Below are 12,677 nucleotides of genomic sequence, written 5' to 3' on the forward strand. Positions count from 1 at the left end.
CCATCGACAGCGTCAGAGTGCGTGAGCCGGACAGGAAACCCGCGCGTGACACCCGCGTTGCAGGCGAACGAGGCCAACAAAGCTCAAGGAGAAATGCCATGGCTGACGACAAGACCCTCCGTAGTCCCCAGGACAGCTCACGCGTCGCGCTCGGCGAGGATTACGAGGTCGCGTACTGGTCAAAGAAGTTTGGTGTGAGCCGCGACAAGCTTGCCGAGGCGGTCAAGGCGGTCGGCAACGGCGCCGACGCCGTTGAAGAATATTTGAAGCGGTGAAGGCGACCAATACTGCTCCAACAGCTTTCGAGCATCGTGGCGTCGCACTGAGGTTTTGGCTAAGTTTGAGTGAGCGACGACGACGAAGCACTGGCCTTTCAAATCGCGCGCGAGCTGATCACTCAGCACGGCGACGATGTGGCGACTGTTCTTCAACTGAAGATCGACGCATTGAGAGCGTCAGGTGATCTGGAACAGTTGTCCGCATGGTTTGTCATTCGTAATGCCGTGACGCTCACGCTCGAAGGCGACGGGACACTCCATTGAACGAGGGCGGTCTAGGGTCCGACAGTCGGCCCGACTCCGCCGGCGGCATCGCTATCGGAAGTCCCGAGGTTTAATCTTGATGCCTTCCGTCGGTTGCCCAGGAGTGATCCCGGAGCCAAGCCGTAGATCCGGTATGAAAATGTCGCGTGGCTGCCTCCCCAACGGCGAGTGGGCAGGATCGCGGGGGTCAGGGCCTACCGGACTTTTGACGATATCGGCTCGACTGGTGCGGTAAATATCGGCGACGTCTGTTCGATTGCCGACGGTAGCGAGCAAGGATGAAAGGTCCCCCAGTCGCTGGGCGATCACATGGATCACACTGCCTTCGCGCTGCACCTGGCCGCGTACGCCCATCATCGAGGCGCCGAGCACGATGCGTCGATGTTTCTCGAAGACATTGGTCCACACGACCAGATTGGCGACGTTGGTCTCATCTTCCAGCGTGATGAACATGACCCCTTTCGCCGAACCGGGCTTCTGACGGACGAGCACAATCCCCGCCAGATTGATCCACCGACCATCCTTCACGGTCTGTAATTCCTCGCAGGTGATCATCTTTCGGGCGCGTAGCTCGTCGCGGAGGAAGGCGAGGGGATGCGCGCGCAGCGACAGACCGGACGCCCGGTAATCTTCGACCACTTCCGCACCTTCGCCCATCGGCGCGAGAATGACGGTCGGCTCGACCGCTTCCGCCCGCAGCTTGCCTTCCCGTTCGTCAGCTGCGGCGAACAGCGGCAGTGCCGCGTTGCCCAGGCCCTTAACGCTCCACAGCCCCTCTCGCCTGCTACTGCCTAGCGATCCGAAACCATCGGCTTCACCAATCCGGTCGAGCGCGCCGCGGCCGACACCAGCACGGCGCTGTATTTCCTCGATACTCTCGTAAGGCGTGTTCGCGCGCGCGGTGACGATCGACGCCGCGTCGCCATTCGCCAGGTCTCGTACCATACGGAGTCCGAGCCTCACGGCGAGATAGCGACCGCCCGCAGGCTCGAGCGTACAGTCCCATCGGCTGTGATTCACATCGATCGGACGAACCTCCACGCCGTGCTGGCGTGCGTCGCGTACAATCTGCGCTGGCGCGTAAAAGCCCATCGGTTGCGCGTTCAACAACGCTGCGCAAAAGACGTCCGGATGGTGGCATTTCATCCAGCTGCTCGCATAGGCGATCAGCGCGAAGCTCGCGGCATGACTCTCGGGGAAGCCGTAGGATCCAAAGCCCTCAATCTGTTTGAATGTCCGCTCGGCAAATTCCTGATCATATCCCCGGCTCACCATCCCATCGATCAGCTTGTCGCGGAAATGCGAGACGCCACCGGTTAGCTTGAAGGTCGCCATCGCGCGGCGAAGCAAATCGGCTTCGCTCGCCGTGAAGCCGGCGCACTCGATCGCTACGCGCATCGCCTGCTCCTGAAACAGGGGTACGCCCAAGGTCTTCTCGAGCACGCGTCGAAGCTCTTCGGTCGGGTAGGTGACCTCCTCCTCACCGTTGCGCCGTCGTCGGTAGGGGTGGACCATATCCCCCTGAATCGGACCCGGCCGGACGATCGCCACCTGAATGACCAGGTCGTAAAAGGTGCGCGGCGCCATCAGCGGGATGGAGGCCATCTGGGCTCGGCTTTCGATCTGGAAAACGCCCAAGGTGTCGGCTTTTCGGATCATCGCGTAGGTCGCCGGATCCTCGGCCGGTATCGTGGCAAGATCGAGCTTCAGTCCCTTGTCGTCCTCCAGGAATTCAAACGCCCGGCGCATGCATGACAACATGCCGAGAGCCAGAACGTCGACCTTCATAAACCCCAACAGGTCGATATCGTCCTTATCCCACTCGATCACCTGTCGGTCTTCCATCGCCGCCGGCTCGATCGGAACAAGCTCATCGAGCCGGTCGCGCGTCAGAACGAACCCGCCGGGATGCTGCGACAGATGGCGGGGGGTGTTGATGAGCTGCCGCGCCAGTTCCAGCGTCAGCGCGAGCCGGCGATCGCTGAGATCCATATTGAGCTCCTCGGCGTGCTTCTCCTCGACGCCCTCACGGCTCCAGCTCCAGACGGCACTCGACAAGCCGGCCGTCATGTCCTCGCTCAGACCCAGCGCCTTGCCGACGTCGCGAACCGCTCCTCGGGCGCGATACCGGGTGACGACGGCAGTCAGCGCGGACCGGGTCCGGCCGTAGGTCTCATAAATCCACTGGATCACTTCCTCGCGTCGTTCATGCTCGAAATCGACGTCGATATCGGGAGGCTCGCGCCGTTCGGCCGAGACGAAGCGCTCAAACAGAAGCTCAGACCGGACTGGATCGATCGATGTGATACCGAGCACGTAGCAAACAGCGCTGTTTGCCGCCGATCCTCGCCCTTGGCAGATGATCTCGCGGCGCCGCGCCTCGGCGACGATCGAATGGACCGTCAGGAAGTAAGGCGCATATTCAAGATCAGCGATCAGCTTCAGTTCGTGCTCGAGCTGGGTACGAACCTTCCCCTCGATTCCTTCGGGATAGCGCTCGGGCGCCTTCTCCCACGTAAGCCGCTCCAGCTCTTCCTGTGGTGTTCGGCCAGGAACGCTGATCTCGTCGGGATATTGGTAGCGCAATTCCTCCAGGCTGAACGTGCAGCGCCTCGCCACCTCCAGCGTGCGCGAGACCGGCGAGGCATCCCTGAGGTATCGCCGGAACAGACGCTCCATTTCCTCGCCGGTCTTCAGGTAGCGGTCTGCAAATCGCTCTCTCCGATCGCCAAGCTCGTCGATTGTGCATCGCTCCCGGACGCAGGTCACGACATCCTGCAGCATCCGCCGATCAGGCGAATGGTAGAGCACGTCATTTGTGGCAACGGTCGGCACGCGGGCTGCTGCCGCCATGTTCGCGAGATCGCGCAGCCGGATCGCATCTTTCGGCCGGCGGCGAATGGAAAGCGCCAGATACAGGCAGTCGCGGAAGATCCTCTTTGCACGCGCGAGCGCCCCTTCCGCCACCGTGTCCGCGCGATCCGGAACGAGGATCGCAATGAGACCCTCATTCCATTGCTCGACGTCGTGCCAGTCGAGGTGGCAGGCGCCCTTTCCGGCGCGCTCCTTGCCGATGCTTAGCAAGCGACACATCCGACCATAAGCAGCACGATCGGTCGGGTAGACAAGAAGGGCGGTGCCATCCACAAGATCGAGGCGGCAGCCGATGATCGATCGTACGCCTGTCGTCTTCTCGGCGTCCCAGGCCCGAACGATGCCTGCCACGGAGCTGCGATCGACGATACCGAGTGCGGGCAGTCCCAGCAGTGCCGCGGCGGCGAACAACTCTTCGGGCGACGACGCACCGCGCAGGAAGCTGAAATGCGTCGTAACCTGCAGCTCGACATAGCGAGCATCGCTCGTCATGCGAACGCGCCATGAATGAACCAGCGCATGTTGCCGGTGGCATGGCTGGTCCCGTCGCCCAGGCGAAACAGCCAGTAGCGCCCACCCGTCTGGGTCTCGACCTGATAATAGTCGCGAACGGTGAGGGCATTTTCGGCCTCAATTCCGCTCTCACGCCACCATTCGCCATGGAGGCGTTCCGGGCCGTCTCCTTGGGTCACACGGTACCGTTTGCGCCGCCAGATGAACATGCGCGGCGCATCGTCCGGGAGCAGCGCAATCACTTCGATCGGCTCGGGTCGATCCAGCATGCGGGCGGGGCGCGGTAAGTCGTCATCCCATCCCGCGTCGGTGATCTTGCCGAGCGCCGGTCGCATGGCCGTGGAGCGCTCGGGCATCGTGCTCGCCTGCGGGCTGACCCGATGAAGGCTGCGTTGGCCGAACCGATTGGCGAGTGCATCGACCAGAGCGGCGAGGTCTGGTCCCCGACGTCCAAGGCTCTCAAGCCCTTCGCCCTGTGTTGAACCCAGAGCTTCGACGAGCGGGGTGACCAGCGTCATGGCTTCGATGCCTTCGCCTGGTTCGATCGTCTCGATTTTGGCGCAGAGCAGCTTGCCGAGATGGCGCGCATCGCGAGACGCGGCCGCTGTTCCGACCCGGATCGCCTGATTGTGCCCATCGACCCTATGGAAATAGCAGTCGAGCCGGCGTGCGCCTTTCCCGAGATGGCCGAGCTGGTCGACGACATCTGCCACCAGGTCGCCGATCACCAAACTGAAGGCTTCGGGCGTCGCGATAGGCTCCATAAAGCCCCGGCGCGCCTTGGGGACGTGTTCGGGGAAGATGGGATCGATCGGCTCAGGAAGCATACCCAATGCCTGGTCGAGCCGGCGATGCAGCTCACGGCCAAATCGCTTGGCCAATGGCGGTCGCGGCGCGCCGATGAGCTGTTCGATGCGCTCGAACCCCAATTTCCGCAGGGCCTCGATATCGCTTCCCGGCAGACGGAGCGCGGCAATCGGCAGAATCGCGATCGCCTTGCGGTGATCACCCGGCTCGATTGTCACAGGGCGACCAGCAGGAACGTGCCGCGCAACGGCGTGGGCGCAGCCCGCCGTGTCGGCGACCGCGATCTGCACCGAAAGCCCGGACGCCGCGACACGACGATGGAGATCCTTGAGTAGGGCCTTCTCCGTCCCGAACAGCGACGCGCAACCGGTGATGTCGAGCCAGATTCCGTCTGGTGCGTCGGGTGACACGAACGGCGAGTATCGGCGGCCTGCCCATAGCGCGAGCCGGCGCAGGCCCTCGAGATCCGCGTCCGGCTCGGCATCGACCACCTGGAGTTCCGGCGCGAGTGCGCGCGCCTTCGTGACCGTCATTCCTGGCTTGATGCCGAGAGCGCGAGCACCGGCGTCGATCGCCGCGATGACGCGGCGACCGTGATCCGGGATGGCCGTTACCAGCGGTCCATCTTCTGTGATCAGATCGCGCCGCTCAGGCGACGAATTTGCGATCTTCCGCCGCAGCCGGTCGGTCGACCAGTGCGGCAGGAAGAGCGATACGACCCGTCGCATCGCACGCCTCCACTATCCAGGAGTGCGGATTACCGCCGCGCACGCGTTCCAGTTCGACGCGCCAACGCGAGCGGCCGAGACTTGGAATGCCGAGATCTTCGCTCGGCGCCGCAAATATCCGCCAGCGCGTCACAGCCGCTGTACCTTCAGCGATCTGGTCCACCTTTGAAGCCCGGCGGAACACGAAGGCTACCACGCCCGAGCTCTCAGCGGCGAGCTGAAGCCGCTTTGACGCCGTCGTCGAGTATTTCGCGACTTCTCCGACGACCCCCGCAATGCCGGGGTGCCGCAGGCATTCCTCCATGGCCAGGAGCACGTTGGCGTCGCTTCCTGCCTCGACATGGATCACCCGGTCGGGGTGCAGGCCGGCCAGATGAAGGGCAGGGGCGAAAAGGTCGCGCCAGCGCAAGCACCAGAGAACCGGTCCATCGATCCGTGCGAGGATGCCTGCCAGAAAGACGGTCGCGCACGCATCATCCGCAAGATCGGGACTGCCGGCGATCTCGTGCAGAGCACCCGTGGCGATGCCCGCTCCAGGCAAACGCTGATCTAACTCATCGACGCCGAACGGGATTGCCGCATGTCGAACGCCCACGCCCTCGATTTGCGCGATGCGCGCTCGCAGATCTTCGAGGACATTGGATTGACGCATGGCATTCAAGAGACTCGGGGTACGTTGATTCGTTCCCTTTATGTTCTAGCTGCGATGCCTCCGAGTCAAGGCGCGTCTCCAATCCTCTGGGCGACGCGGCGCAGCAGCGAAAAAAATGCTGCCTCATGCACGTACGGGATTCACATCCGCTGCGAGGCAGCGTAGATTCTCCCTATGTTCCACCAGGCCGACCTTTTTGAGCAAGCGGTAAGCCGCAAAAGCATGGACACACCGGCACTTTTGGCCGCTGTTGCAGGTGCATCGTCACGCCCGAAATTTGCCTTCATGCTGCTCCAGCTTCTCGCGGAGGTCGCAGACGAACAGGGTAGCGCCGGCCCCTACGTTATGACTGGTAACAGCGCCGTTCCTGTGCGGGACTGGCTCTGCGACGCGCTTGTTCCAATGGGACAGCGTGATGCGCGCAGGCGATTGACGGTCGAAGCGGTCCGAGCCGAACTTGAACAGGCAAAACAGCTGCCGGCCGATCGTGCCGAGGCTGAGGATGTAATCGACAGCAAGGTCCGCGATCGTGTGCGCAGCTCCGGCCGCTGCAATGTTAGCCGGACGGTATCGGATCTTGTGCGCGGGGGCCTGCTTCGCCGCCACTACCAGGGCTATCGAGTTGATCACCAGAACCGCGGTGCCCAGCGCGAGGCGGTTTATACCATTGTGCCTGAAGCGCTCACCGTGCTGCGCCGGCGGGCTCAGCCGGGGCCGGGTTCCCGTTCCTCGTCAGCGAGGCGCTGAACCCGATCGGGCATCTGCAGCAGCTTCTCGGCCGCAGCGAGGACGGCTTCGACTTCACTCGGAAATGCCTCTGCCGAACTGATCGACACCCCACTCGAGAAGGTGATGGTTGCCTGAAACCCGTTGCCCTTGGGCGTTGCGGTCAACCGAATGTCCACGTCTGTCCTCCAAGGATCTCACGAGCGCCCCAAGGGTTGCGAATCCGACCGCAAAAGAGCACATACATTGCATGGCAACTGCAGCACCTTCGTCGACCAGCAAGAGCACCAGCACGGGCGCCAAGAAGGTCGGCCGTAGCGCGGTTACGGGTCAGTACGTGCTCGCACCGGCCACCAAGGGCGGCAAGATCACGATCGCCAAGGCCCGGTCGGCCGCGAATACCGTTCATAGCTCGAAGAAGTAGGTTTGCCACCGCCTCGGCTGTCAACGGACGATGTTTTCATAAACTGTCCCTTCGACCCTGACTACAGACCGATCTTCCAAGCGCTGGTGTTCACCGTATTTGCGTGCGGCTTCCGGCCCAGATCAGCACGCGAGCTGGACGATGGTGGGCAGACCCGCATCGACAAGCTCTACAATCTGATCGAGGAATGCCGGTACGGCATACACGACATTTGCCGTACAGAGCTGGATGACGACAATGGCTTGCCGCGGTTCAACATGCCGCTCGAACTTGGGTTGTTCCTCGGGGCCAAGCGATACGGCGATAAGGCCCAGCACGACAAGCGACTGCTCGTTCTCGATATCGAGAAGTACCGCTATCAGAAGTTTATCTCAGACATTGCGGGGATCGACATCCATGCCCACGACGGCAAGGCGGTGGAGGCGGTACGCGAAACCCGCGACTGGCTTGCCAACGTATCGCGACGGCAGATTTCCAGCGGGGACAAAGTCGTCAGGCTTTACGAGCAATTCGCCGGGGACCTGCCCGTGCTGGCTGCGACGCTGGAATTTGATCCTAAGAAGATCCCCTACGTCGATTTCGAGCGGATCGTCGTGGGCTGGCTGACGCGGGATCCGTAACGTTTAGACCGCCGTCCGCCAGCGCCGAGCATGGTGAACTCACTCATCCCGGTGATCGGTCGGAGTATGAGCTGGATGCCGAACTTGTCGAAGACAGATTTGACCCATTTCGCGGAGCGATCGCGCGCCTCGTCCCACACCGCCTTCGCTGCATACCCAACCATGAGGAGCCAGAAGGCAATGAACGCGGTCACCTTCGGATTGTCGCCGGCATGGACGGCGGCAAAGGCTCCCATGGCGACGCGCATCTGATCGAACATGGTGGTCAACGCGATGAGCATCGCCAGCCCAAACAGGATTAGCCATAGCCAACCAAGATGATTGCTAGTGAAGAAGGCCTTGGCGAAGCCCCCGACGACGATCGACCCCGCAAAAGTAGCGCTAACGACCACGAGGAGAAGCCAGCTCCCCAATGGGGAGAGGTGCAAGACTCCGTGATCGATCGTGCCAGCACGGTACGCAACAGCGGAGAGCATCTCCAGTGGCAACACGATGAGCGAGATTATCCCAACGATATATAAGCCCATCACCACCAAGGACTGCAGGGCGGCCTCACTCTTCGGCACAACCCAATTGCCTAGTCGCATCCATCTGCTTCGCAATCCCACTGCCGAGCTCCTCCCTGCGTCTGTTCCGAATTTAAGCATCGATCATGCTGGCTGCAGAAAGGGGGTAAGCCATTCTTGCGCCCAATAGATCTGATTATCAGACCAGATTGATTAGCAGTGGTGCTTGCGCTATCAACATCCAGCTAAAGCATTGATATTATTTAACATAATCCTTATTATCGCGCATTTTGTCAGTCGGGTTGGCCGCCGCCTTGCAGGCTCGGGTTCCGCTCAGGCAAGCCACTCCTGCCAGCGCGGTAAGAACGCGTCCGACCCAACCAGGCTGCGCAGTTGACGACCAGGGGAGCAATGCCCAGTCGCAGGCCCGACAAATGTCGCATGACTAGGTTCGCGCTAAGCGAACGTTATGTCCGTGCTGGACAATGCAAGCTACATAGGTTGGCATGAAGTTCATCCATTCCGCTGACTGGCAGCTGGGTAAACCCTTCGGCCGCTTCGATACTGACGTCCGGGGCGCCCTGACGGAAGCCCGCTTCGACGCCATTGACGCGCTAGGGAGAGCCGCCGCCGAACATAGCGCGCAGCACGTCATCGTCGCTGGCGATATTTTTGATACCGAAGGTCCGGAAGATCGCACGATCGTTCAGGCGATCTCGCGCATGGACCGGTATGCCTGCCGCTGGTGGCTCCTGCCAGGAAACCACGACTTTGCTCGCAATGGTGGCCTGTGGGACCGCGTCCGGCAGCGTGCCGGTAACAGGATCGTCATTCTCTCTGAACCCAACCCCCGCGAGATTGAGGACGGTATCTGGTTGTTGCCCGCGCCGCTCATCCATCGGCATAACTTGGAGGATCCTACGACCCTTTTTGATACCGTGGAGACCCCAGGCGCCCGGCTGCGGATAGGGGTCGCGCACGGGTCAATCAGGAACTTCGGATCGCGTGGAGAGACAAAAAACCAGATCGCGCCGGACCGTGCCAGGCTGTCGAACCTTGACTATCTTGCGCTCGGCGACTGGCACGGTGCCCTCAAGGTCGATGCACGGACATGGTATTCCGGAACACCAGAGACCGACCGCTTCCAGCGCGATGAGCCAGGTCACGCGCTGGTTGTTGATCTGCAGCCCGACCTTGCGCCGACAGTAACGCCGATCCGGACCGGTCGCTTTCAGTGGCTCATGCGCGATTGGACCGTGAACGACAAGGCAGCCTTCGATGGTGAATGCGCCCAACTTCTTGCTGATATCGACGCCCCCAACACACTTCTGCAGCTGACCCTGGCGGGCATCACCAACCTCGGCGACCGGGTGGCAATGCTCGAGCGGCTCGAAAGCGACCTTGGTCATCGACTGCGGCATCTGACTGTGCGGGCTGATGACTTGGTCGGCCGCCCGCGCGAGGAAGACCTCGCGGCGCTGGCCGTGGAAGGGATGCTCGGAACTGCCGCAGCCAGTCTCAGCGTGAAAATTGACGCGGGCGGTCCGGATGGCGTCGTCGCCAAGCGAGCGCTCGAGCGATTGTTCATCGAATATAGCCGTGAGGATCGGGTATGAGTCTCGTCATCCGGCAGATCGCGGTCGACGGCTTCCGGAAATTCCGGAAGCCCTTCGCGATAGACAATCTCTCGGAGGGGTTGAACATCGTCATCGAACCAAATGAAACCGGGAAATCCACGTTGCTTGAGGCGCTGCGGGCAGCCTTCTTCGTTCGCCACAACACACGCAACCAACTGGCGCAGTCATTTGCACCCTATGGTGAGGCGGTGGGCCCCGAGATCAAGGTGGCTTTCGACGTGGACGGTTCTCCCTGGTTGCTGGCGAAGCGCTTCCTCCGGAGCCCTTCGCTGGAAATCTCCAGTCCGCAAGGTCGGGCTCAAGGGGACGACGCAGAAGCACAGCTCAATGCGCTGCTCGGCTCGGTCCGTGACACCAGTCGCGCCGGCGATGTTGCTACATATGGATCACTAGGCTTGTTGTGGGTTGCGCAGACCGAGGCACTCGCTGTTTCGGGGCCGGGACAGATTGTCCGCGATACAATCGCGTCGACGCTCGAAGCCGAGGTTGGATCCATCATGGGAGGAGAGACCTATCGGCGGGTGCGTCAACGAATAGACGCTCAGTACGAGCTTTACTGGTCGCCCGGCGGCCAGAAACGCGGCCGGCAGAATGACGCGCGCGAAAGGTCGGAAGCCGCAGAAGCGGCCGCCCAGGAGGCAAACGAGCGGCTCGCGGCACTGGAGCGAAGCTTTTCCGACCTTGACGCTGCAAGTGGCCGGCTCAAGATCATCCAGCGGGAGATCGCGGACGAGACCGATGCGCAGGCCCGCAAAGATCTAGTCTCCTCCCTCGAGGTCGCCCGCGCTGCAGGGCAGATCCTCTCCACCCGGAAGGCAGAACAGGAGGCGGCCGCCGCGAAACTGAGAGGACTGGAAGACCTGAAATCTCGCCATGCGGCGGCGACGATCACACGCGACAACGCGACCAAGGCCCTAGAAACAATTCAGGCAAAGCGTGCCGAATCCAAGGAAGCGCTTTTGACCGCCAAGACCAAGGTCGCTTCGGCCCTTGAAGACTTCGAGGTAGCGCGCAGCGAACGACGAGACGCCCGAGCGGCGCTCGCAGCTGGTGAAGAGACTGTCCGGCTCAGTCGTCGCCAAGCTGCGACCGCCGCTGCTCGACGTCGCCATGATGAGCTGCTCAAGCTCGAGCAGTTGCATCGCGACACGATGGACCTTGCCGCGACCGCGATATCGACCAAAACTGTGGAGACGCTCGAAGCGAATGATCGCGCGGTGAGCCAGGCTCAGGCTGTCGTGGACGCAGGTGCGACCCGACTGAAGCTGTCTGGCAGCATCAACGGCGTCACAATCGATGGCGAGCCGATGCCAGCTGGCGAGCGAAGCATCACGCGCGCTGCTCAAATCGTGATCGGAGGGGCACAGTTGATCGTCAGCCCCCCGGCGGCTGCCGCAAGTGCCGAAGAGACCCTTGCCGTTGCGATCCGCAAACGGCGAGCCGCACTCGATGAACTCCAGATAGCCGATCTTGCCGCCGCTCGTTTGCGCAATGAGACGGCTCGCGACGCCGCCGCCGAACTGCGCACGCTCGCTGCACGGATCGAGGTTGTCACTCCCGCTGACGACATCCTTCAAATCGTCGCCGGCCCAGAGGCGTTAAAGCTGTTCGTCGCCGAGCTCGAGCCGGCGGAAAGCGGGGCGGAGATTGCCCTCCCCGATGTTAAAGTCCTCGCAGAGGCGCTCGAGACGGCTGAGACGAAACTCGCGCGTGCTGAAGGTACTCAGGACAGTGCTGTCGCTGCGCTGCGACGTGCGGAGGAGGCGGATGCGCCTCTCGCCCTGGCGGAAGCCGGCGTGGTAAGCGACCTCGCCAACGCGAAAGCTCTTCTTCGGGAAATCGAGGCTCGCAGGGAATGGGCCTCTCTTGATGCGGACCTCGATCAAGCGCGCGGAGTTGCAGCGGAAGTGGCGGTCCGATTGGAGGAGGCGGAGCGAAATGCGTCGGCGCTCGATGTCGCGGCAATCAACCGCAAGATCGACGTCATCGACGCGCGTGGCCGCGTAGCCGCTGAAACGCGCACCAGACTGGAAACCGAGATCGCCCGGCTCGAGGGTACTATCGAGAGCGAGGGCGGCCTCGGCCTGGCCGATCGCGCTGCGGCCGCTCTGGAGGAAGTCGAGGCGGCAAGCGCCGCGCTCCAGCGGGTCACCGAAGAGGCAGATGTGCTGAAACTGCTCCGCGACACGCTGGAAAGCGCACGAACCGAAACCGCAGCCAAGTTCGTCGGCCCGGTAGCGAAGCGCGCGAAGCGGTATATCTCGCAGCTCCTCCCAGACTGCGATCTCACCTTCGCCGAGGACCTTACACTGGCGAGCGTAAGCCGGGTTGGCGTGGACGAAAGCTGCGCCAACCTTTCGCGCGGCACCCAAGAGCAGCTTGCCGTCCTCACAAGGATAGCGTTCGCGGACCTGCTGCTTGAGCAGGGAAAGCCCGTGTCGCTGATTCTGGATGACCCCTTAGTGTATTCGGACGATGGCCGCCTCGACACCATGATCGAGATCCTGACAGAGGCATCTACGCGCATGCAAATCATACTGCTGACCTGCCGGGACCGCGCATTCCGGCATGTTCCGGGCAACAGGATCCTCCTCAGCGCCGCAAGCTAGTCAGCCTTGGCGGATGAGCACATGCTTCCAAGAACCTAA

General features: G+C 62.1%; 12 protein-coding genes. 6 read left to right on the forward strand and 6 right to left on the reverse strand.

Annotated elements, in window-relative coordinates:
- The first annotated feature begins 98 nt into the window (after positions 1-98).
- Both M2335_RS16130 and M2335_RS16135 read left to right on the forward strand, forming a co-directional pair.
- Positions 99-275 carry a DUF3606 domain-containing protein gene (locus M2335_RS16130; RefSeq protein ID WP_264595472.1) on the forward strand — a complete coding sequence of 59 codons (177 nt, stop codon included), beginning with the start codon at positions 99-101 and terminating at the stop codon, positions 273-275.
- A 69-nt stretch (positions 276-344) separates the two neighbouring features.
- Complete coding sequence (locus M2335_RS16135; RefSeq protein WP_264595473.1) at positions 345-542, forward strand: hypothetical protein; 198 nt, start codon at positions 345-347, stop codon at positions 540-542.
- A 51-nt stretch (positions 543-593) separates the two neighbouring features.
- Here the strand turns inward: M2335_RS16135 and M2335_RS16140 are convergent, their stop codons facing one another.
- From M2335_RS16140 to M2335_RS16160, 5 genes are all read right to left on the reverse strand, one after another.
- Positions 594-3,908, reverse strand: a complete 3,315-nt coding sequence (locus M2335_RS16140) for an error-prone DNA polymerase (protein ID WP_264595474.1) — start codon at positions 3,906-3,908, stop codon at positions 594-596.
- A complete protein-coding gene (locus M2335_RS16145) occupies positions 3,905-5,464 on the reverse strand; it encodes a DNA polymerase Y family protein (RefSeq protein WP_264595475.1) in 1,560 nt (519 codons plus the stop codon). The genes M2335_RS16140 and M2335_RS16145 overlap by 4 nt, the downstream gene beginning before the upstream one ends.
- Positions 5,385-6,116 carry an ImuA family protein gene (locus tag M2335_RS16150; RefSeq protein ID WP_264595543.1) on the reverse strand — a complete coding sequence of 244 codons (732 nt, stop codon included), beginning with the start codon at positions 6,114-6,116 and terminating at the stop codon, positions 5,385-5,387. Before M2335_RS16150 ends, M2335_RS16145 begins: the two co-directional genes overlap by 80 nt.
- Positions 6,117-6,380: 264 nt before the next feature.
- Positions 6,381-6,746 (reverse strand): hypothetical protein, encoded by a 366-nt coding sequence (locus M2335_RS16515; protein WP_319801209.1) that lies wholly within the window; start codon positions 6,744-6,746, stop codon positions 6,381-6,383.
- 74 nt (positions 6,747-6,820) lie between these two features.
- Complete coding sequence (locus M2335_RS16160; protein WP_264595477.1) at positions 6,821-7,021, reverse strand: hypothetical protein; 201 nt, start codon at positions 7,019-7,021, stop codon at positions 6,821-6,823.
- Between the two features lie 71 nt (positions 7,022-7,092).
- On the opposite strand from M2335_RS16160, the gene M2335_RS16165 reads away from it, so the two are divergent.
- Both M2335_RS16165 and M2335_RS16170 read left to right on the forward strand, forming a co-directional pair.
- Complete coding sequence (locus M2335_RS16165; protein ID WP_264595478.1) at positions 7,093-7,266, forward strand: hypothetical protein; 174 nt, start codon at positions 7,093-7,095, stop codon at positions 7,264-7,266.
- Between the two features lie 86 nt (positions 7,267-7,352).
- Complete coding sequence (locus M2335_RS16170) at positions 7,353-7,886, forward strand: nucleotide-binding protein (RefSeq protein WP_264595479.1); 534 nt, start codon at positions 7,353-7,355, stop codon at positions 7,884-7,886.
- Here M2335_RS16170 and M2335_RS16175 read toward each other — a convergent pair.
- On the reverse strand, positions 7,835-8,452 hold the full coding sequence (locus M2335_RS16175; protein ID WP_264595480.1) for a hypothetical protein: 618 nt from the start codon (positions 8,450-8,452) through the stop codon (positions 7,835-7,837). The genes M2335_RS16170 and M2335_RS16175 overlap by 52 nt on opposite strands.
- Positions 8,453-8,898: 446 nt before the next feature.
- On the opposite strand from M2335_RS16175, the gene M2335_RS16180 reads away from it, so the two are divergent.
- Positions 8,899-10,008 (forward strand): metallophosphoesterase family protein, encoded by a 1,110-nt coding sequence (locus tag M2335_RS16180; protein ID WP_264595481.1) that lies wholly within the window; start codon positions 8,899-8,901, stop codon positions 10,006-10,008.
- Complete coding sequence (locus M2335_RS16185) at positions 10,005-12,638, forward strand: AAA family ATPase (protein WP_264595482.1); 2,634 nt, start codon at positions 10,005-10,007, stop codon at positions 12,636-12,638. The genes M2335_RS16180 and M2335_RS16185 overlap by 4 nt, the downstream gene beginning before the upstream one ends.
- The last annotated feature ends 39 nt before the right edge of the window (positions 12,639-12,677 follow it).

It is taken from the genome of Sphingobium sp. B12D2B, from assembly GCF_025961775.1.
GTDB lineage: Bacteria > Pseudomonadota > Alphaproteobacteria > Sphingomonadales > Sphingomonadaceae > Sphingobium.